Source organism: Pseudomonas sp. NPDC087615 (genome assembly GCF_044743445.1).
Classification (GTDB): Bacteria; Pseudomonadota; Gammaproteobacteria; order Pseudomonadales; family Pseudomonadaceae; genus Aquipseudomonas; species Aquipseudomonas baetica_A.
Genome location: NZ_JBIUWM010000033.1, coordinates 24,951 through 47,325 on the forward strand (window position 1 = coordinate 24,951; position 22,375 = coordinate 47,325).

Here is a 22,375-nt window from a genome sequence, read left to right on the forward strand (position 1 = left end):
CTGAAAGGCGGGGGAACGCGGCTGGTTCATTCCTTGCAGTGGCCTCTTCACCCATTCTGCTTGCGCGTGTCGGGTAGCGTTTGCTCAGCGATGCGTGGCGTGTTTGCGCCCGGCCACAGGACTTTGGCCATGGACATCGCTTGCTAAAGACAAGAATCAGATCAACAAAACGGGAGATTCATATGATCAGTGCGGCATTGGATATTCAGGGAGAACGTGCTCAGCAATCGGTAGGTGAATCGAGCACCGTCAGCGTTCCCGGCAGCCGATCGATCAACGCCCCCGGCACCAAGACGCTGGCTCCGGTAGCGAGTCAGAATCCCAACAAGAAAAAAGTGTTGTTCGTGACCTCGGAAATCGCCGACCTGGTGAAGACCGGCGGCTTGGGTGACGTTTCCGCCGCCCTGCCCCGCGCCATGGCACATCTGCACGATGTGCGCGTGCTGATCCCCGGCTACCCGCAAGTGATGCACAGCGAGAACCCGATTCACATCATCGGTGAACTCGGCGGCCATGCCGCGCTGCCACCGTGCAAGATCGGTCGCATGGACATGCCCGACGGGCTAGTGATTTACGTGTTGATCTGCCCCGAACTTTACGAGCGCGAAGGTTCGCCTTACGGCGCCAACAATGGTCGCGACTGGCCGGACAACCACATTCGCTTCGCCCGCTTAGGTCTGGCCGCTGCGGATATCGCCGCCAACCTTGCGCAGATCCACTGGCGCCCGGATCTGGTGCATGCCCATGACTGGCCGGCCGGCCTGGCGCCCGCTTATATGCATTGGCGCGGGCAACGCACGCCGACCCTTTTCACCATTCACAACCTTGCCTACCAAGGCGTAACCAGTCTGGGTTCCTGCCCGGAACTGGGCATTCCCAACCATGCCCTGCAACAGGAAGGCATGGAGTTCTACGGCAAGATGTCGTTCCTCAAGGCCGGTATGGCGTATTCGAGCCACATCACCACGGTCAGCGCCACTTACGCGCAGGAAATCACCACCCCGGACTTCGGTTGCGGCCTCGACGGTTTTCTTGCCGCCAAGACCCAACAAGGTTTGCTCAGCGGCATCCCCAACGGTATCGATGAAAGCTGGGATGCGGCCACCGATCCGCACCTGTTCGCACCTTTCGCCATTGGCGATTGGGAAGGCAAAGCGGTCAATGCCGCGCATGTTCGCGAGCTGTTTGGTCTGGATGACTGCGAAGGGCCGCTGTTCGCAGTTGTATCGCGCCTGGTTTACCAGAAAGGTCTGGATCTGACCGAAGCCGTCTCGGAGTTCATCGTGCAGAACGGCGGCCAGATCGCAATCATCGGTCGTGGCGAGCCGGAGGAAGAACAAGCCATGCGCGAACTGGCGCTGCGCTTTCCCGGCCAGATCGGCGTGCGTATCGGCTTCAACGAAACCGACGCCCGCCGGATGTTTGCCGGCAGTGATTTCCTGCTAATGCCATCGCGTTACGAGCCGTGCGGCCTGAGCCAGATGTACGCCCAGCGCTTCGGCTCGCTGCCGGTGGCGCGCAACACTGGCGGTCTGGCCGACACCATTGAGAACGGCGTCACCGGTTTCCTCTTCGACGAATCCACGGCAGACAGCTATCGCGAGGCCCTGAGCCGCGCATTCAAGGTGTTCGCCTTTCCGGAACTGCTCAACGCCATGCGTTGCCGAGCCATGGCCGCGCCTTTCAACTGGTGCAAAGCGGTTGAACCCTACGCTGAACTGTATGAACAACTGGTCGCCAAGGCGCTGGGTAAAGCCGTCCACAAATAATCAGGGAGTTTCAACGATGCCGTTACGGACCCAAGAGACCTGGCCCCACGGCGCAATCATGCTGGATGCCGAACACACGCAGTTCGCGCTATGGGCGCCGGATGCGTTTTACGTCAGTGTCGAACTCGAAGACGGACGTTCTGTGCCGATGCTGCCTCAGGCTGATGGCTGGTTTGTGATCCAGACACGCTGCCCGGCAGGCAGCCGTTACCGCTACAACATCGATGGCGAACTGGAGGTGCCGGACCCGGCCTCCAGAGCGCAGGATGGCGACCTCGACCGTCAAAGCGTGGTTGTCGACCCCCTCGCCTACCCTTGGCAGCACAGTACCTGGCACGGCCGGCCCTGGAGCGAGGCGGTGATCTACGAGTTGCACGTTGGTGCGCTCGGCGGTTTCGCTGAAGTCGAGCAACATCTGGAACGGCTCGCCGCACTGGGCATCACGGCCATTGAACTGATGCCGCTGGCGCAATTTCCGGGTGCACGAAACTGGGGGTATGACGGTGCCCTGCCCTACGCGCCGCAAGCCTCCTACGGCACCCCGGAACAACTCAAACATTTGATCGACAGCGCCCACGGCCATGGCTTGGCAGTGATTCTGGATGTGGTCTACAACCACTTCGGCCCTGACGGCAATTACCTGCACCGCTACGCCAAAGGATTCTTTCGCGAAGACAAACACACGCCGTGGGGCGCAGCGATCGACTTCCGCCGTACCGAGGTACGTGATTTCTTCATCGAAAATGCGTTGATGTGGCTGCTCGAGTACCGTTTCGACGGCTTGCGCCTGGACGCGGTACACGCCATAGACAGTCCGGATTTCCTCCCCGAACTGGCCCAACGGGTACGCCAGCAAATCGACCCGACTCGCCATGTCTGGCTGACCGTCGAAAACGAGCTGAACCAGTCGAGTCTGCTGGAAGAAAATTACGACGCGCAGTGGAATGACGACGGCCATAACGCCTTGCATGTGCTGCTGACCGGCGAAACCGACGCCTATTACGCCGACTATGCCCAGCAACCCACCGAGCAACTGGTGCGCTGTCTAAGCCAGGGTTTCGTGTTCCAGGGGCATATCACTCGCCACGGCGAACCCCGGGGTGAGCCGAGCGAGCATTTGCCCTCCACCGCGTTCGTGTTGTTTTTGCAGAACCACGACCAGATCGGCAACCGCGCCTTCGGCGAACGTCTGCATCAGCTTGCTGATCCGCGCGCGCTGCAAGCGGCAACGGTGTTGCTGCTGTTGTCACCGATGATTCCACTGATGTTCATGGGCGACGAGTTTGCCGCTGAGCAGCCGTTCCTGTTCTTTACCAGCCATCACGACGAACTCGCGCAGTTGGTGCGCGAAGGGCGACGCAACGAGTTTGCCGCGTTCAGCGCCTTCACCGACCCACACAAGCGCGAGCAAATCCCCGATCCCAACGCCTTGCAAACCTTCCACGCTTCACAGCCACGCTTGACAGGCAACGGTACTGCCAAACAGCAGGAAACCCTCGCGCTGTATCGGCAACTCCTGCAATTGCGCCATCAGTCCATCATTCCCAACCTTCCCGGCACGCAAGCGCTGGGCGCGCACATGCTCGGCCACGGCGCCGTCAGCGCACGCTGGCGCTTGGGCAATGGCAGCGAACTGCGAATTGACCTGAACCTCAGCAATACGGCGGTGGTCAACCCTCCACGAACCGACGCGGTGTGGCTGTTTCAACAGCCAAGTGCCGTCGGGTTATCGGATGAGGGCCTGCTGCCCCCGTATTGCGCGCTCGTCAGCCTCACGGCCGCAACCCCTTTGCAACCTCTGGATGGAGAGCGCCTATGAGCGATGCGCAACTGGAAATTCTTGCAAGCCGCGCCGGCCTTGCCGTCGACTGGATCGACGCCAACGGCCGCCCGCAAAAAGTGGCTCCGGCGGTGTTGCGCAATGTCCTGATCGGGCTCGGCCACCCTGCCAGTACGACGCAGGAAATCGACGCCAGCCTGCTTGAACTGCAACAAGTCCAGCAAGACCGCCACCTGCCACCGCTGCTGACCGCCGATGTCGGCGCTGGCGTTGATCTGGCGCGCTATTTTGCACCTCAAACCCCTTGTGAGATTCACCTCGAAGACGGTTCGCGACTGAACCTGAAACTGGATGCGCAAGCGATACTGCCCGGGCTGATTCCGGTTGGTTATCAGCAAGTGCACATCGGCGATCAATACTTCACGCTGGCCGTGGCGCCTGAACGCTGCTTCAGCGTCGGCGATGCGGTGGACAACCCGATCCCGCGTGTGTGGGGCCTGAGCGTGCAGCTGTATTCGTTGCGCCGCCCCGGTGACGGCGGCTTCGGCGACACTCAAGCCTTGGAAGACCTCGCTCGAGTGGCAGGCGAACGCGGTGCCGAGGCCTTGGCGATCAGCCCGCTGCACGCGATGTTCAGCGCCGACACCGGTCGTTACAGTCCTTACTCGCCGTCCAGTCGTCTGTTTCTCAACGCCCTATACGCCGCGCCGGGAGCGATTCTGGGCGAACGCGCCTTGCGTGATGCCATCGACGCCGCGGGCCTGGCAGAGCAATTTACGCAACTGCAAGACCTGAAACTGATCGACTGGCCAACCGCCGCCGACGCCAAACTGCAATTGCTGCAAGCGCTGTACGAAGGCTTCGTTGCCGGTGATCACCCGCTGCATCCGGACTTCACCAGTTTCCGTCATGCCGGTGGCGAAGCGCTGGAAAACCACTGCCGCTTTGAAGCGATCCAGGAAATGCGCGCCGCCCGTGGCGAAAGCCTCGACTGGCGCGAATGGCCCGAGCATTGGCACGACCCGCGCGGCGCTGCCCTGGAAGCCTTTGCCGAGGAATACGCCGAACGCATCGCTTACTTCGCGTTCTGCCAATGGCTGATTCATCGCTGCCTGCAGCGTGCGCAAACCGCCGCCCGCAGCGCCGGCATGGGCATCGGCCTGATCGCTGACCTTGCGGTGGGTGCCGATGGCGCCGGCAGCCAAGCCTGGAGTTTTCAGGATGAACTGCTCGCTTCACTGACCGTGGGTGCGCCGCCCGATATCCTCAATCGCGCCGGACAAGGCTGGGGGATTTCAGCGTTTTCCCCCGAAGGCCTGATCCGCAATGGCTTTCGTGCATTCATCGAGATGCTGCGCGCCAATTTCGCCCATGCTGGCGGCCTGCGCATCGATCATGTCATGGGCCTGCAACGTCTTTGGGTCATCCCCAACGGCGCGGCGCCGGCCGACGGCGCGTACCTGTATTACCCAGTCGACGACCTGCTGCGCCTGCTGACCCTCGAATCCCATCGCCATCAAGCCATCGTGCTCGGTGAAGACCTCGGCACCGTGCCGGAGGGGCTCCAGGAAAAACTCATCGCCCGCTCGATACTGGGCATGCGCGTGCTGCTGTTCGAACAGGACAACACGCGTTTCAAACCGATCCTCGACTGGCCGGACAATGCGCTGGCCACTACCAGCACCCATGACCTGCCGACACTCAACGGCTGGTGGCATGGCCGCGATATCGACTGGAATGCGCGATTGGGCTTTGTCGATGCCAATGGCGAAATCGAATGGCGTCATCACCGTCAACGTGAGCGCGAAGGCCTGCGCAGCGCGTTGAGCCAAGACCCGCAGAATTTTCGAGAGGAATCCCACGAGGCCGACCAAGTGATCGATGCCAGTGTGCGTTTCCTCGGCCATACCCGCGCACCGCTGGTGTTGCTGCCTCTGGAAGATGCGCTGGGCATCAATGAGCAGGCGAACTTGCCCGGCACGATCGATACCCACCCCAACTGGTCGCGGCGCTTGCCGGGCAACAGCGAAACGTTGCTCGATGGCGCAGATGCCGCGCGACGTCTGGAACTCCTGGCGTGTGCACGTCTTCAGGCTGCCGAGCGTGACCAATGAATCAAACGCTCATCCAACCGCTACGCGCCACCCTGCGACTGCAATTTCACAAAGGTTTTACCCTTGAACACGCGGTGCCCTTGGTGCCGTATTTCGCCCGGCTCGGCATCAGCCATATTTACGCTTCTCCGCTGCTCGCCGCGCGGGCAGGCTCCATGCACGGTTACGACGTGGTCGACCCGACGCAAGTGAACCCGGAACTGGGCGGCGAACCAGCCCTGCGGCACCTGGTCAGCACCTTGCGTGAACACAAGATGGGGTTGATCCTCGACATCGTGTCCAATCACATGGCCGTCGGTGGCAGCGACAACCCGTGGTGGCTGGACCTGCTGGAATGGGGACGGTTGAGTCCCTATGGAGAATTTTTCGACATTCAATGGCACTCGCCTGACCCGTTGATGGAAGGCCAGTTGCTGCTGCCGTTTCTGGGCAGCGATTACGGCGTCGCGTTGCAGGAAGGCACCCTGAAGCTGCATTTCAACGCACAAACCGGCAGCTTCCACGTTGAGCATTACGACCATCACTTCCCGATCTGCCCGAATGATTACGGCGAGTTGCTCAAGCCTGATGAAACACTGAAAACCCTCGCGGATCGTTTCAGTGCCCTCAGCTATCAAACCGACGCCCATTCGCTGGCGGCTCCACTCAAGGAAGAGTTGCAACGGCGAGCGGGTGATCCGCGGATACTGGCAGCCATCCACAGCCATCTGGCGCATTACGATTCCACCACCGAAGAAGGCTTTCACAAGCTGCATGAGTTGCTGGAACGCCAGAGTTATCGCCTGGCCAGTTGGCGCACCGCCGCGGATGACATCAACTGGCGGCGTTTTTTCGACATCAACGAGCTCGGTGGTTTGCGTGTCGAACGGCCGGCCGTGTTCGAGGCCACCCACGGCAAAATCTTCCAGTTGGTCGCCGAGGGGTTGGTCGACGGCTTGCGCATCGACCACATCGACGGCCTCGCCGACCCACGCGGTTATTGCCGCAAGCTGCGCCGACGTCTGGATCGGTTGGCGCCGGGAAGGCATTTGCCAATCTACGTCGAGAAAATCCTGGGTGCCGGCGAGACCCTGCGCCGCGACTGGGCAGTGGACGGCACCACCGGTTATGAGTTCATGAATCAGTTGTCCCTGCTGCAACACGATCCGGATGGCGAACATGTGCTCGGTGAGCTGTGGCAGCGGCGTACTGAACGCCCGGCGGAGTTTATCGAAGAAGCGCAGCTGGCCCGTCAGCAGATCCTCAACGGTTCGCTGGCCAGCGATTGCGAAAGCGTCGCTCAGGCGTTGCTGCAAGTAGCCCGGGATGACCTGATGACCCGCGACTTGACCCTCGGCGCAATCCGCCGGGTCTTGCAGGCGTTGATCGTGCATTTCCCGGTGTATCGCACCTACATCAGCGCGATGGGTCGTTCGGCGCAAGACGATGAAATTTTCCAGCACGCCATGGACGGTGCCCGGCAGACACTGGGCGAAGGCGACTGGCCGGTGCTCGACTGCGTGGCGGCATGGCTCGGTGGCACGCCGTGGCGACGCAAACCCCGCGGGCGCTCGCGCAAAATCCTCAAGCATGCCTGCGTACGCTTTCAACAACTGACGTCACCGGCAGCGGCCAAAGCCGTGGAAGACACTGCGCTGTACCGCTCCGCCGTGCTGCTGTCGCGCAATGACGTTGGCTACAACACCGAACAGTTCAGCGCGCCGGTCTGCGATTTCCATGCAATCAATCAGCAACGCCTGACCGAGTTTCCCGACAACCTGCTGGCCACCGCCACCCACGATCACAAACGCGGCGAAGACACCCGCGCACGCCTCGCGGTGCTGAGCGAGCGCAGCCACTGGTACGCCGAACAGATCGAGTTGTGGCGCGCCCTCGCCCGCCCGGTGCGCCTTGATGATCAAATGCCGTCGACCGGCGACGAACTGATCCTCTACCAGGCGCTGATCGGTAGTTGGCCGCTGGATTTACAGGATGACGATCAGGCCGGTTTCGCCGACTACGCCAAACGCATCTGGCAGTGGCAACAGAAAGCTCTGCGCGAGGCCAAGCTGCAAAGCAGTTGGAGCGCGCCCAACGAAGCCTATGAAAACGCCACGCAGGCGTTCACCGAAAAACTGCTGACCGGCGATGAAGGTGAGTGGCTGCGCGCTGCACTGAGCAAGACCGTCAACAGCATCGCTGCTGCCGGCGCGCTCAACGGCTTGGCGCAAACCTTGCTGCACATGACGGTACCGGGAGTGCCGGATCTGTATCAAGGCAACGAGTTCTGGGACTTCAGCCTGGTTGATCCGGATAACCGTCGGCCGGTGGATTACGCCGCTCGCGAGCACGCCTTGCAGGCACAAGTGCCGACATCGCAATGCCTAGCGAACTGGCGTGACGGGCGCATCAAGCAAGCCTTGATCGCTCAAGTGCTGAACCTGCGCGCTGAACACGCTGAGCTGTTTCGGCGTGGCTCGTACCAGGCCCTTGAGGTACTGGGCAGCCAGGCGCACAACGTACTCGCGTTTGCCCGCGAGCATGAGGACAGGCAGGCCATCGTGATCGTGCCGATCCGTTGCGCAACACTGCTGGGAAACAGTGCTGTACCTCAGGTCGATGCGCTGCGCTGGGGCGACACTCGGGTGGTTTTACCGTTCGCCGCCTCTGACGCAAACCTGAAGGGACTTTTTTCAAGCAGCGCAGTCACAAAAAACAGGGAGCTGAATGTCAGCGACGCGCTGGGGGATGTCCCGGTGAATCTCTTTATCCAACACTTAACGTAAGCACGAGTTCAGTTCAGGAGCATTACGATGAGCACCGACGATAAACGCATCCGCGAATTCGCCTATCAAATCTGGGAATCCGAAGGTAAACCCGAAGGTCATGAAGCGCGTCACTGGGAGATGGCGCGTAAATTGGCCGAGGCTGAAGCGCTGGCACCGAAGAAATCGCCGAAAGCTGCCGGCAGCAAGACTGCTACCAAGACCGCTGAGGTGAAAGCTCCGGCAGCCAAGCCCAAAGCGCCGGCCAAAGCCAAGCCATCGAGCGCCGCAAAAGTCGTCCCGCCGGGCGAAAAAACCGCTGAGAAAAAGCCGCGCGCACCGCGCAAGCCTCCGGCGAACTGACGCTCTCCCGATTATTGAACTGAATGAACGTGTGGCGGGCTTGCTCGCCACCGAGGGGGCGTTCGCCCTCAAGAAACAAGCCCCCCCCTGTTTCAGCCCAGAATTCATCCGTTTTGCAGGAGCAATCATGACCCATCCAAAGAAAGCCGAGCCCGCACAGCACGCCGAACCCTCGAGAATCCGCGAAGGCCTGCCCTTCCCGCTCGGCGCGACCTGGGATGGTTTGGGGGTGAACTTTGCCCTGTTCTCCGCCAACGCCACCAAAGTTGAACTGTGCATTTTCGATGATGCCGGTGAAGTCGAGCTCGAACGCATCGAACTGCCGGAATACACCGACGAGATCTACCACGGCTACTTGCCCGACGCACATCCGGGACTGATCTACGGCTACCGTGTCTACGGCGCATATGACCCGGCCAACGGCCACCGCTTCAACCACAACAAGTTGCTCATCGACCCGTACGCCAAACAGCTGGTCGGTGAACTCAAGTGGTCGGAGGCGCTATTTGGCTACACCATCGGCCACCCCGACGCCGACCTCAGCTTCGATGAACGCGACAGCGCCCCCTTCGTGCCCAAGTGCAAAGTCATCGACCCGGCGCACACCTGGGGCAACGACCAGCGCGTCAGCGTGCCGTGGGACAAGACCATTATTTATGAGACCCACGTGCGCGGCATCAGCATGCGGCACCCCTCGGTTCCGGAAAACGTACGCGGCACTTTCGCCGGACTGATGAACGACGATGTGCTCAAGCACATTCGCAGTGTCGGGGTTTCGACCGTTGAGCTTTTGCCGATCCACGCGTTCGTCAATGACCAGCACCTGCTGCACAAGGGCATGACCAATTACTGGGGCTACAACAGCATCGCGTTTTTCGCTCCCGACCCGCGCTATCTGGCCAGCGGCAAGATCGCCGAATTCAAGGAGATGGTCGCGCACCTGCACGAAGCCAATCTCGAAGTGATCCTTGACGTGGTCTACAACCACACCGCCGAGGGCAACGAACAAGGCCCGACCCTGTCGATGCGCGGCATCGACAACGCCTCCTACTACCGCTTGATGCCGGATGACAAACGCTTCTACATCAACGATTCCGGCACCGGCAACACGCTGGATCTGAGCCACCCGTGCGTGCTGCAAATGGTCACCGACTCGCTGCGCTACTGGGCCAGCGAAATGCATGTCGACGGTTTCCGCTTCGATCTGGCGACCATTCTCGGCCGTTACCACGACGGTTTCGACGAGCGTCACAGCTTCCTTGTTGCCTGCCGCCAGGACCCGGTGCTGCGTCAGGTAAAAATGATCGCCGAGCCCTGGGATTGTGGCCCCGGAGGCTATCAGGTCGGCAAATTCCCGCCGGGCTGGGTCGAGTGGAACGACAAGTTCCGCGACACCGTGCGTGCATTCTGGAAAGGTGACGACGGCCAGGTGGCCGACTTCGCCAGCCGCATGACCGCTTCGGGCGAGATGTTCAACCAGCGCGGACGACGGCCGTATTCGTCGGTGAACTTCATCACCGCTCACGACGGTTTCACCCTCAACGATCTGGTGTCGTACAACGACAAACACAACGAAGCGAACGACGAAAATAATCAGGACGGCAGCAACAATAATCTGTCGTGGAACCACGGCGTCGAAGGCCCGACTGACGACCCTGACATCAACGCCCTGCGCCACCGGCAGATGCGCAACTTCTTCGCCACCCTGCTGCTGGCCCAAGGCACGCCGATGATCGTTGCCGGTGACGAATTCGCCCGAACCCAGGACGGCAATAACAACGCCTATTGCCAGGACAGCGAGATCGGCTGGGTCAACTGGGACCTGAGCGAAGACGGGCAAGCGCTGCTCAAATTCGTCAAACGTCTGATCAAGCTGCGTCTGGCGTATCCGATCCTGCGCCGTGGACGTTTTCTGGTCGGCGAGTACAACGAGGACATCGGCGTCAAAGACGTGACCTGGCTCGCGCCGGACGCCACCGAGATGACCACCGAGCATTGGCACGACGCACACAACCGCTGCCTGGGCATGCTGCTCGATGGCCGCGCACAGGAAACCGGCATCCGTCGCAAAGGTGCCGATGCGACGCTGCTATTGGTGGTCAACGCGCACCACGACATCGTCAACTTCACCTTGCCGGAGGTTCCTGAGGGCAGTTTCTGGACGTGCATGGTCGATACCAATCAACCGTCGATTCGTGGCCAGGAACGCTTCGAGTTCGGTCATGAATACTCGGTCACTGGCCGTTCACTGCTGCTGTTTGAATTGCAACGCGAAGAAGAAGACTGACATGGACTTGCAACGCTATCTCGCTCGCCGTCCGCCAGACTACGCAGACACTGTCTCGCTCGGCCTGTGCCTGCGGGCGATGGTAGAGGCCGGGCTGGACCGATTGCCGTTACCCGGCAGCGGCAGCACGCTGGAGCGATTTCAGCGTCTGGCCGATGTTGGTGGGCATGATCTGGGTTTGTGCAAACTTTACGAGGGCCACACCGACGCGTTAGCGATCATCGAGCAACTGGGAGGCGCGCCAACGCCCGGCAGCACGTGGGGCATGTGGGCGGCAGAACCGCCGCAAGCGCGGGTGCAGGTGCGACCCGCCGGGCATATGGTGGAGCTCAACGGCCGCAAGGCCTGGTGTTCCGGCGCGGCGGTACTCAGCCATGCGCTGCTCACCGCGTGGGACGCTGATGATCAGCAGCAACTGGTTGCCGTGGCCCTCGATCAACCCGGCGTGACCATCACCGATCAAGGTTGGCAGGCTGTGGGCATGGGCGCCACGGGCAGTGTCGAGGTGCTGTTCGACGGCGCCGAAGCTCAAGCCATCGGCAATCCCGGCGATTACCTGCAACGGCCAGGTTTCTGGCAAGGCGGGATCGGCATTGCTGCCTGCTGGTACGGCGCCGGGCGGCAGATTGCCGAACGCCTGCGCCAGGCATGTGCGCAACGGCAGGAGCCGCATGCCCTTGCCCACCTGGGCGCGGTCGATAGCGCCTTGCAAGCAGCCGCCGATGTCTTGCGTTTCAGCGCCCTGCACATCGACGCGCATCCGCAAGCCGATACCCAACTGCTGGCCCGGCGTGCCCGGGCCGTGGTTGAACAGTCGGTCGAGCAGGTGGTCCGCGAAGTCGGCCGTGCCTTGGGGGCCGGGCCATATTGCAAGGATCGGCACTTCGCCCGACTGATCGCCGACTTGCCGGTGTTCCTGCGCCAAAGCCACGCCGAACGGGACCTCGCCGCCCTCGGCCACATGGTTGCCGCGCTACCTGACGGAGCATGGGCGCTATGAAAACCAATCCCATCGTCGGCCAAGGCACGTCGTTGCAGCAATGGCAGAGTTCACAGCATCTGGCCGATATGGAAAGCATCAACATCCTCAGTCTGGTGCCTCCGGGTGCTCGCGCGGTGATTGTCGCGCCGCACCCGGACGATGAAGTGCTGGGCTGCGGCGGCCTGCTGCAAGTGCTCGCCGCTGCCGGCCGCTCGTTACAACTGATCTCGGTCACAGACGGCAGCGCCAGCCACCCTGGCTCCACGCGCTGGCCGGTGGAGCGCCTGACTGTGATCCGGCCACAGGAGTCCGCCGAAGCGCTGCGGCGCCTCGGCCTGCCGATGCATCGTTTGAAATGGCTGCGCGGCGGTTTCAGCGACACGCAGGTGGCGGCGCGAGAATCCGAGCTGAGCGGCTTTATCGAACGCCATCTACATCCCACCGATGTGCTCTTCACCACTTGGAGCGAGGACGGTCATCGCGACCACGAAGCCGTCGGCCGCGCCAGCGCTGAAGCGGCGCGCAGAGTCGGCGCGACGTGCCACGAACTGCCCGTATGGACGTGGCACTGGGCAACGCCTGAAGACGCTCTGGTGCCCTGGCAACGGGCGCGCAAAATTCTCCTTTCACCGGCTCAAATCGCTCGAAAACGCCACGCCGTCCATGCCTTTGCCAGCCAGTTGGAGGGTGATCCCGAGGCAGGGCTCGCGCCGGTACTGGCGCCCTATGTGCTTGACCGCTTACTGCAACCTTTCGAGGTGGTATTCCTATGAGCGTCGAAGATCGCTATTTCGAAGGGCTGTTCGCCGGCAACGATGACCCATGGGCATTTCGTCAGCGCTGGTACGAACAGCGCAAACGGGCGATTACCCTCGCCGCGCTGCCTCGTGCGCACTATCGGGCGATCTTCGAACCGGGCTGCGCCAATGGCGAACTGAGCGCCGAACTGGCGGCGCGCTGTGACCGACTGTTGTGTTGCGACACCGCCAGCGCGGCAGTGAAACTGGCACGAACCCGTTTAAGCCTTTTTGACCACGCCCAAGTGCGTCAAAACCGTCTGCCCGGTGACTGGCCCCAGGAAAAATTCGACCTGATTGTATTTAGCGAAATCGGCTACTACTTCGACGCCAAGGATCTGACAGAAGTGATTCGCCAGATCAGTGAATCCCTGACCGCCGACGGCCAACTCCTCGCTTGTCACTGGCGCCCGCCCATCGAGGGCTGCCCGCTGAACGCCCGACAGGTTCACGACCTGATCCACGAACAATTGCATTGGCCGCGCTTGGTGCTGCATCAGGAGGCTGATTTCATTCTTGAAGTGTGGAGCCGCGAACCGCGCTCGGTGGCGGCGCTGGAGGGTTTGCGATGATTGGCATTTTGATCCCGGCGCACAACGAAGAAGACCTGCTCGATGAATGCCTGAGCGCGGCCATGCGCGCCAGCCGGCACGGGTTGCTGGCCGGTGAGCGGGTCGAAGTGTTGGTGGTGCTCGACAGTTGCACCGACCGCTCGGCGCAGATTGTCAGCGGTTATCCGGTGCTGAGCCTGAATATCGAGGCGCGCAATGTCGGTCGGGCCCGCGCCGTCGGCGCTCAGGTGCTGCTGGAGCGCGGGGCACGCTGGATCTCCTGCTCGGACGCCGACAGCCGCGTCGCCGATGACTGGCTGGTGGCGCAAATCGGGCTGGGCGCAGATGCGGTGTGCGGCACAGTCACCGTCGAGCACTGGCATGAATCGTTCGATGAGGCGGCGCAAATTCGCTATCACCGCCACTATCGGGCCAGTGAGGGCCATCGGCATATTCACGGCGCCAATCTGGGCGTCAGCGCTGATGCCTATCGGTGGGCCGGAGGCTTTAAACCGCTGGCGTGCGACGAAGATGTGCACCTGGTGCGGGATCTGGAACTGGCCGGTGCGAACATCGCCTGGAGCCATCGTCCGCAAGTCCACACCAGCGCTCGTTTCGACAGCCGGGCCCGGGGTGGATTTGGCGACTACTTGCGAAACCTGGCACAGATGTAATAAAAAAAACCGTATCAGATTGATCTGTGACGCGACGAACGTCACTTCATGAGCAATACTCTGCTGCGCGGCAATCCAGGGTTCGGAGCGTCGCATGGCAATCAACCAGCCTTCACGGGTCGGCCGCGTCACAGGTTTATGGCTGTGGGCACGATTGAGGGCGAAACAACACAAGGACGTCGTACCCATGAAACCGTTATCGCTCATCGAAAACAGCCCGTCGGCGCAAATCTGGAACAGCGCCCCGCAACTGCACAACATTCCCGTCATCAACACCCGCAGCCTGGTGCCACCTGGTGCCCGCGCCGTGGTGATCGCCCCGCATCCCGGCGATGAGGTGGTGACGTGCGGTGGCCTGCTGCAATTACTCTCAAGCCTCGGTCATCCGCTGCAACTGCTCTCGATCACCGACGGCAGCGCCAGCCATCCCGGTTCACGACAATGGTCGGAAAAACGCCTGAGCGTGTTCCGCCCGCAGGAAAGCGTTGAAGCATTGCGCCGCCTCGGTTTACCGATGCACAGCCTGAAATGGGTACGCGGCGGTTTCACCGACAACGCACTGAGCGATCAGCACAGCCAATTGGCGGAGTTCATCGGCCGTTACCTGCGCCCCGGCGACGTGGTGTTCAGTACCTGGCGCGGCGATGGCAACGACGATCATGAGGCAGTCGGACGTGCCGCCGCAGCGGCCGCCGAACTGGCCGGGGCGAGCTTCCACGATGTACCGGTCTGGGCGTGGCACTGGCCGGAGCGTGATCAGAAGCGGATCCCTTGGGATCGCGCACGCAAGCTGCGCCTCGACACCTGGACCGTGGCGCGCAAAAGCCACGCCACCCACGCCTACGCCAGCCAGCTCAAAGGCGAACCGGCGATTGGCATAGCGCCAATGCTGCCACCGGTGATTCTGGAACGGATGCGATTGCCCTACGAGATCGTTTTCGTCTGAAGGCCACAGGTAGCACCTTCGCCAACATCTCTCGTGGGCGGGCTTGCCAGCCACAGGGTACAGCGACATTCAGAAGGAACTGCCAGCCCCGCCCACCAGTCGCATGAATACGCACTCAGGATTGATAGGAGTAACCGTGTCCAGCGACCCCAAGCGTCACGTCGTCGACGATTCAGTCATTCATCGCCTGCGCGTGCTGACGGTCAACACCCACAAGGGCTTCACTGCGCTCAATCGGCGCTTCATTCTTCCGGAGTTGCGCGAAGCAGTGCGCAGCACTTCGGCCGATCTGGTGTTTTTGCAGGAAGTGGTGGGTGAACACGAACGGCATTCGAACCGCTACAACGAATGGCCGCAAACCTCGCAATACGAATTTCTCGCCGACAGCATGTGGAGCGATTTCGCCTATGGGCGCAACGCGGTTTATCCCGATGGCCATCACGGCAATGCGCTGCTGTCCAAATACCCGATCCGCGAGTACCGCAACCTCGACGTGTCGATCACCGGCCCCGAGCGCCGTGGCTTGTTGCACTGCGTGCTGGATGTGCCGGGGCATGCCGAAGTCCATGCGATCTGCGTGCATTTGAGTCTCCTGGAAAGCCATCGCCAATTGCAGTTGCAACTGCTCTGCCAGTTGCTTGAATCCTTGCCTGATGACGCGCCGGTGATCATCGCCGGAGACTTCAACGACTGGCAGCTTCACGGCAACGTCGCCCTCGCCAGGCGCGACTATTTGCACGAAGCATTCGAGCGCCATCATGGCCGCCCTGCCAAGACCTATCCGGCGCGTTTTCCATTGCTGCGACTGGATCGGATCTACCTGCGCAACGCCAGCAGTCATGACCCGCAGATCCTCGGCAACAAGCCGTGGACGCACCTGTCGGATCACTTGCCGCTGGCCGTTGAAGTGCATCTGTAGTCGCCGAACGAACAAGACCGTTTGTCAGGCCTGCTTGAACCTCGGGGGAAATCTTCTAAACATAAATGAGCTCAAGGAGTAGCGCTTTCAATTTGTTAGAGCATGGATCTCACGTAGTGCATCAGTTGCACAGGAAGTACCGATCCAAGGCTTGCTCAAGGATGGATTCCCCGAATTTTGACGTAGGGAATGACCATGACGCGCTACATCCGACAGTTGCGAACTCTGCCGCACGTTTTTCTCCTGCCTGCCTCTCTGTTGTTACTCACCAGCCCTCCCGCTTCGGCCGCCTGTACGCTGATCCCCGGCCTCGGCGACGACAACTTCACATGTGACAGCGGTACCAGTGGTTCATTGACCGACCTCTCGGGAAACAACAGCCTGACCCTGCCGACCAACGGCACTGGCCAGATCAACGGCAGCGTGACCTTGGGCGCGGGTGCTGACCGCGTCGAAATAAATTCAGGCGTCATCACCGGTGCCGTCAGCCAAGGCAACGGCATTGATGACTTCGTCATGAACGGCGGCTCGATCGGCTCTCTCGCACAAGGAGATGGGCGCGACACGTTCCTGATGACCGGCGGCACCATCGTCGGTGCGTTCGAGGACGGAGATGTCGCGCGCATGAGCGGCGGCTCCATCGGCCGGGTCGATATGAAGCTCGACAACAATATTTTTGACCTGTCAGGCGGGCAGATCATGGGCAATCTGGTCGCCGGTTTCGGCACAGACACGATCATCGTGTCCGGAGGTCGCATCGGCGGCAATATCAGTGTCAGCGGTGGCAATGACAGCATCACCATTACTGGAGGCGAAGTCGGCGGAGAGATCCGCGCCAGTGTCGGTGATGACCGCTTGCTATGGGACAGTGGCGGCATTATCCGCTCGGCAATCCTGATGGATGTCGGCAATGACACCGCCACTTTGCGCAATCTTGACGACAGCATTCTCGCGCTCACGCCGAGCGTCGATGGCGGCACTGGCAATGATGCGCTGAGCTTGGATAACACCCGTACCGCCCTGCCGGCGCGATTCATCAATTGGGAAACGGTGAACCTGAGCAACACTTCACAACTGGATCTGGGCTCAAGCGCTCTGGTGCTTGGTGACACTGGCACCGGCACGGGTGTTTTGAACATCGAGGCCAGCAGCACGTTGCTTTCGACCCAAGGCGCGGTGTCTTCAGCAACGGCCGGGCAAGCGGTGACACTGAACAACTCGGGCATCATCGATTTGACCCGCAACAACAGCCGTACTAACGACACGCTGACCGTGCAAGGCAACTACGTCGGCAACAGTGGCCAGTTATTGCTGCAAAGTGTCATCGGCGGTGATGACTCGACCAGCGACAAGCTAGTAGTCAACAACGGTAGCCTCAGCGGTGCAACAGTGATCAGCGTCAGCAACCTTGGCGGCATGGGTGCGCTGACCCAACTCAACGGCATTCAATTGGTACAGGCTCAGGGCAGTACGGTCAGCACCGACAACGCGTTTACCCTGAACGGGCCGGTGTCGGCCGGGGCCTATGATTACTACCTGTTCAAGGGCGGTGTCACCGCCGGGACCGAGAACAGTTGGTACCTGCGCTCTGCCGTGGTCGCACCGCAAATAATGAGCGTGCCCAATCCCGACCCGACGTTGCCGCCGATTCTCGTGCCCGTCGTTGCGGCGCCGGTCGCGGCCGTGGCTCCGGCAGGCAGCCCGCCGCTCCCAGTACTGCCCGCAGCGGTGGCGGGTGCCGCACCGATTCCCTTGTACCGCCCGGAAGTTCCGACTTGGTCGGTGCTGCCACCCGCAGCGACGCAACTGACCCTCAACGCGCTCGGAACGTTTCATGACCGCCAGGGCGATCAACGCCTGCTCACCGAGACCGGCGCATTCGGCGCGGGTTGGGGTCGGGTCTATGGCAAAAACCTCGATCAGACCTGGGCCGGTACAGTCACTCCTCGTCTGGACGCTTCGCTCAGCGGCTTTCAGGTTGGCAATGACCTCTACAGTTCGCTGACACCTGGAGGTCAGACCCAGCGCATTGGTTTCTTCGTTGGCCATAGTCGTTTACAAGGCGATGTCGATGGTTTCAACGAAGGTTTCCAGAACAACAGCGCCGGCGAAATCAAACTCGCGGGTGATAGTTACGGCCTCTACTGGACGCTGACCGACCCTTACGGCTGGTATATCGATACCGTGCTGATGGGCACTCGTTTCGAGGGTGACAACCACTCTGATCGTGGACTGAAGCTGGACAATCGCGGGCACGCCCTGACCGTCTCGGCAGAGGCTGGGTATCCGTTCCCGATCAACGACTCTTGGGTGGTGGAGCCAGAAGCCCAGATCATCCACCAGAAAATCTCCCTGGACAGCCAGAATGATGGGGTTTCGCGGGTATCGTTCGACTCCGATGGATCATGGACCGGTCGGCTCGGCGCTCGTATCAAAGGGCAATATCAAGTCAGCGGCCTGCCGGTCGAACCGTATGTGCGCGCTAATCTGTGGCACACATTTTCCGGTACCGACTCGGTGAAGTTTGGCGACAGTGACGTCATTACCACCGAGCAAAAGACCTCGACGGCGGATGTCGGCTTGGGGGTGGTATTGACCCTTGATCGCGCCATAAGTGTCTACGCCAGCACTGACTACAGTCGCAATATTGACAGCAACGACCTGCGCGGCTTGTCTGGAAATGTCGGGATTCGGATCAGTTGGTAAACCTTCCGTCGGTAATAAAATGTCTATGCATCGGGGGGTATTCCTCGTTCTCTCCTACAAACAACTACTTGGTTATTTTCAAATAAACAAATAGTTGCGCAACCCAAATAACACCGACCACTCATCGATCAATTTCTTGACGCATGCTTGTGGTTCTTCTTATCTCTACCTTACTACCCCCGGAATAACCCTCCGGGCCGAACCATCGGACACTCGCGAAATCGAGCGGCCATGGATCTGCCCGCTCCATTCGGTCGCCCCTCGTTCGGGGTAGGAGAGACGCCACATCGAGATGCCGCATGCGCTTGCAAGGTAGGCCTCCATGAGAACTTCAATCACCCCACGCGAGATCAAAATCACCTTCTGCACAGTCTCGAGTTTTCTCTTGCTGTGCTCATCCATGGAGGCACAGGCAACCCCTGCGGCGGATGAAGCGACACCGTGGTATCGAGAGAACGTACCCGTCATCACATTGCCTGCGACGGTCATCACCCCGGACCGGCAACGGTTCAATCCCCTATCTGATCGGCAAATTGCGAGGCTGATCACCGAAGAACTCGCGCCAGGCGCTTGGGACCTGCTCTACGGACAAAGTGCCCGAAAGGCGCAAACCGATGTGTTGTCTTCGGGTTTCGCGATGCCCGGAGGCTCTGACTGGAAGGGCCCCGCCGTACTGATTCTGCAAAGCGGCGGCGGCCCTACGCAGAAAATCGGCCTGATGGGCGGCCCGAACCAGATTCAAGCCAATGGCAACGGGCAAATCATCAGCCGCGCCCTGGCCGACCCGACCACCGACACCCTCAACCTGCAAGGCCAGCGCCTGGGCGCCTATTACAGCCTGATCGGTGCGCGGGGATGGCACGTCGACTTGTCGGCCAGCGGTGGACGAGTCAGCGGATTCAGCCGCGATGAACGAGGTGCGCGGCAGGCCACAGAAGGCAGCGCCATGACGTTCTCGGTCGAAGGCGGTTTCCCGATTGGTTTGAGTGAAAACTGGGTGATCGAACCCCAGGCGCAATTGGTCAATCAGCGCATCACCCTCGACACCCCCAACGCTGGCTCAGGCCACGCAACATCCAAAGACCTCTCAGCCTGGAGTGGCCGCGTCGGAGCACGCTTGAAAGGTAGCTATGACTTGAGTGGTCTGCCGGTCGAGCCGTACCTGCGCACCAATCTCTGGCACACGGTCTATACCGGCAGCACGGTGACTCTGGATAAGGTCGACAAGATCAGCAGCAGCCGCAAATCATCGACCGTCGAGTTGGGACTGGGGCTGGTGGCTCGGGTGACGCCGGCGGTGAGCCTGTATGTGAGTGCCGATTACAGCAGTGATGTCGATGACAATGATTTGAATGGCTTGATTGGCAGTCTCGGCGTACGGATGCGTTGGTGAGGCTTCGGTTTCCCGGCGTCTGAGCTGACACCTTCGCGAGCAAGCCCGCTCCCACATCTGGAATGCATTCCTCTGTGGGAGCGGGCTTGCTCGCGAAGGCAGCGACTCGGTGTGGGCTCAACCCTCAGGCTTGAGGATCAACACCGCCAGCGGCGGCAAATTCAGCTCCAGCGACAACGCCTGGCCATGGCTCGGTACTTCTTCGGTAAACGCCCCGCCACCGTTGCCATAGTTGGAACCGGCATAGGTATCAGCGTCGCTGTTGAGCAACTCGCTCCAACGCCCGGCGAACGGCACACCCACACGATAGGAATGACGCGGCACGGGGGTGAAGTTGGCCACCACCAGCACGGGCTTACCGTCCTTGCTCCAACGCAGCCAGGCATAAACGCTGTTGATCGCATCGTCGCCAATCAACCACTGGAAACCCTGCGGCGCGTCATCCTGATCGTGCAATGCTGGCTCTTCGCGATAGAGACGGTTGAGGTCGCCCACCAGTTTCTGCACGCCTTTGTGCTCGGAATACTGCAACAGATACCAATCAAGCTGTTGGTCGTGATTCCACTCGCGCCACTGACCGAACTCGCAGCCCATGAACAGCAACTTCTTGCCAGGATGGGTCCACATGAAACTCAGATAAGCCCGCAGGTTGGCGAATTTCTGCCAGCGATCGCCGGGCATCTTGTCGATCAACGAGTGTTTGCCGTGGACCACTTCATCGTGGGAGATCGGCAGAATGAAACGCTCGGACCAGGCGTAGACCAGGCCGAAACTCAACTCATTGTGGTGATGGGCGCGGTACACCGGGTCCTGCTGAATGTAATGCAGCGAATCGTGCATCCAGCCCATGTTCCATTTGTAGGCAAAGCCCAGACCGCCCTGCTGCGTGCTCTGACTGACGCCCGGCCACGCCGTGGATTCCTCGGCGATTACCAGTGCACCCGGGGCCTCCAGGTCGACCACGTCGTTCAAGTGCCGCAGAAAGTCGATGGCTTCGAGGTTTTCACGCCCGCCATGCCGGTTCGGTACCCATTCGCCAGCCTTGCGCGAATAGTCGCGATAGAGCATCGAAGCCACCGCATCGACTCGCAGGCCATCGATGTGGAAATGCTTCAACCAATGCAGCGCCGACGCCAGCATGTAACCGTGTACTTCGGTGCGCCCGAGGTTGTAGATCAACGTGTCCCAATCCTGATGGAAACCCTCCAGCGGATTGCCGTACTCGTACAGCGCGGTGCCGTCGAATTGCGCCAGGCCGTGGGTATCAGTGGGGAAATGCGCCGGTACCCAATCGAGAATCACGCCGATATCCGCTTGGTGGCAGGCGTTGATGAACTCGGCGAATTGCTCCGGCGTGCCGTAACGGGCACTCGGCGCAAATTGCGACAACAACTGATAACCCCAGGAACCACCGAACGGGTGCTCCATGATCGGCATCAACTCAATGTGGGTGAAACCCAGTTCCTTCACATACGGAATCAATCGCTCTGCCAATTCCGGCCAGGTGTACTGGCGCGCCACTTCACCCAGATCATCCAACTCACACTGCCAGGAACCGGCGTGCAGTTCATAAATAGACAGCGGCGCCGAATGTTGCTGCCGCTCGCGACGGCCGCTCATCCAGTCGTGATCCTGCCAGTCGACTTGCAGCGGCGCAGCGACTTTCGATGCGGTGTCCGGCGGCAGGCTGGTGGCCAGCGCCATCGGGTCAGCCTTGAGCGGCAGAATCCCGTGAGCGCCAAGAATTTCGTATTTGTACAACTCCCCCGCTTGCAGGCGCGGGATGAATAACTCCCATACCCCGGACGGATGACGCAGGCGCATCGGGTGCCGGCGCCCATCCCAGACGTTGAAGTCACCCACCACCGAGACCCGTTGGGCATTCGGTGCCCACACGGCAAACCGCACGCCTTCAACGCCATCCACGGTGGTCAGTTGCGCGCCGAGGCACGAACTGAGGTCGCGGTGATTGCCTTCGGCAAACAGATACAAATCCATCTCGCCCAGCAACTGACCGAAGCTGTAAGGGTCTTCCGCCACCTGCTCGCCACCGGCCCAACGGGTACGCAATTGATACGGCCGTGTCTGATCGAAGTGGCCAACAAACAGCCCCGGCGTTTCAGTCTGCTCAAGCGCGCCGCGCTCTTGCCCGGTCTCTTTGTCCAGCACCGAAACATTCAACGCGCCGGGCAGAAAAGCCCGAATGAATTGTCCGCCGGCGCCATCGCCGTGCGGGCCAAGAATGGAAAACGGATCGTGATGCTCAGCACGGACCAAGGCGTCGATATCCTTCGCCGTGGGCAGCAATGCTTCTTTGACTTGACCCTGTTCCTTGTTCGAGAAACTCATG

At 60.8% G+C, this 22,375-nt stretch carries 15 protein-coding genes; 14 read left to right on the plus strand and 1 reads right to left on the minus strand.

The window, feature by feature from the left end; all coding sequences use genetic code 11:
* Positions 1-182: 182 nt before the first annotated feature.
* From glgA to ACIOU6_RS17315, 14 genes are all read left to right on the plus strand, one after another.
* A complete protein-coding gene (glgA, locus tag ACIOU6_RS17250; protein WP_221731618.1) occupies positions 183-1,769 on the plus strand; it encodes a glycogen synthase GlgA in 1,587 nt (528 codons plus the stop codon).
* 16 nt (positions 1,770-1,785) lie between these two features.
* Positions 1,786-3,588, plus strand: a complete 1,803-nt coding sequence (treZ, locus tag ACIOU6_RS17255; RefSeq protein WP_401138162.1) for a malto-oligosyltrehalose trehalohydrolase — start codon at positions 1,786-1,788, stop codon at positions 3,586-3,588.
* Entirely contained in the window at positions 3,585-5,663 is a 2,079-nt protein-coding gene (gene malQ / locus ACIOU6_RS17260) for a 4-alpha-glucanotransferase (protein ID WP_221731616.1), read from the plus strand. Before treZ ends, malQ begins: the two co-directional genes overlap by 4 nt.
* Positions 5,660-8,428: a malto-oligosyltrehalose synthase gene (locus tag ACIOU6_RS17265; RefSeq protein ID WP_401138165.1), complete on the plus strand. Its 2,769-nt coding sequence runs from the start codon at positions 5,660-5,662 to the stop codon at positions 8,426-8,428. Before malQ ends, ACIOU6_RS17265 begins: the two co-directional genes overlap by 4 nt.
* Positions 8,429-8,455: 27 nt before the next feature.
* Complete coding sequence (locus ACIOU6_RS17270) at positions 8,456-8,770, plus strand: DUF2934 domain-containing protein (protein WP_221731614.1); 315 nt, start codon at positions 8,456-8,458, stop codon at positions 8,768-8,770.
* Between the two features lie 127 nt (positions 8,771-8,897).
* Complete coding sequence (gene glgX / locus ACIOU6_RS17275; RefSeq protein WP_401138168.1) at positions 8,898-11,057, plus strand: glycogen debranching protein GlgX; 2,160 nt, start codon at positions 8,898-8,900, stop codon at positions 11,055-11,057.
* 1 nt (position 11,058) lies between these two features.
* Positions 11,059-12,057, plus strand: coding sequence for an acyl-CoA dehydrogenase (locus ACIOU6_RS17280; RefSeq protein WP_401138171.1), 999 nt, complete (start codon positions 11,059-11,061; stop codon positions 12,055-12,057).
* Positions 12,054-12,812, plus strand: a complete 759-nt coding sequence (locus ACIOU6_RS17285) for a PIG-L deacetylase family protein (protein WP_401138174.1) — start codon at positions 12,054-12,056, stop codon at positions 12,810-12,812. The genes ACIOU6_RS17280 and ACIOU6_RS17285 overlap by 4 nt, the downstream gene beginning before the upstream one ends.
* The gene (locus tag ACIOU6_RS17290; RefSeq protein ID WP_401138177.1) at positions 12,809-13,408 is read left to right on the plus strand and encodes an SAM-dependent methyltransferase; all 600 of its coding nucleotides are present in this window, start codon (positions 12,809-12,811) and stop codon (positions 13,406-13,408) included. The genes ACIOU6_RS17285 and ACIOU6_RS17290 overlap by 4 nt, the downstream gene beginning before the upstream one ends.
* On the plus strand, positions 13,405-14,061 hold the full coding sequence (locus ACIOU6_RS17295) for a glycosyltransferase (RefSeq protein WP_401138180.1): 657 nt from the start codon (positions 13,405-13,407) through the stop codon (positions 14,059-14,061). The genes ACIOU6_RS17290 and ACIOU6_RS17295 overlap by 4 nt, the downstream gene beginning before the upstream one ends.
* A gap of 187 nt (positions 14,062-14,248) precedes the next feature.
* Positions 14,249-15,007 (plus strand): PIG-L deacetylase family protein, encoded by a 759-nt coding sequence (locus ACIOU6_RS17300; RefSeq protein ID WP_401138183.1) that lies wholly within the window; start codon positions 14,249-14,251, stop codon positions 15,005-15,007.
* A 136-nt stretch (positions 15,008-15,143) separates the two neighbouring features.
* On the plus strand, positions 15,144-15,926 hold the full coding sequence (locus ACIOU6_RS17305; RefSeq protein WP_401138185.1) for an endonuclease/exonuclease/phosphatase family protein: 783 nt from the start codon (positions 15,144-15,146) through the stop codon (positions 15,924-15,926).
* 195 nt (positions 15,927-16,121) lie between these two features.
* Positions 16,122-18,632, plus strand: a complete 2,511-nt coding sequence (locus ACIOU6_RS17310; RefSeq protein ID WP_401138188.1) for an autotransporter outer membrane beta-barrel domain-containing protein — start codon at positions 16,122-16,124, stop codon at positions 18,630-18,632.
* Positions 18,633-18,954: 322 nt separating this feature from the next.
* Entirely contained in the window at positions 18,955-20,025 is a 1,071-nt protein-coding gene (locus ACIOU6_RS17315; RefSeq protein ID WP_401138190.1) for an autotransporter outer membrane beta-barrel domain-containing protein, read from the plus strand.
* Between the two features lie 117 nt (positions 20,026-20,142).
* Here ACIOU6_RS17315 and glgB read toward each other — a convergent pair whose 3' ends face one another.
* Complete coding sequence (gene glgB, locus ACIOU6_RS17320; protein WP_401138193.1) at positions 20,143-22,374, minus strand: 1,4-alpha-glucan branching protein GlgB; 2,232 nt, start codon at positions 22,372-22,374, stop codon at positions 20,143-20,145.
* Between the last annotated feature and the right edge of the window lies 1 nt (position 22,375).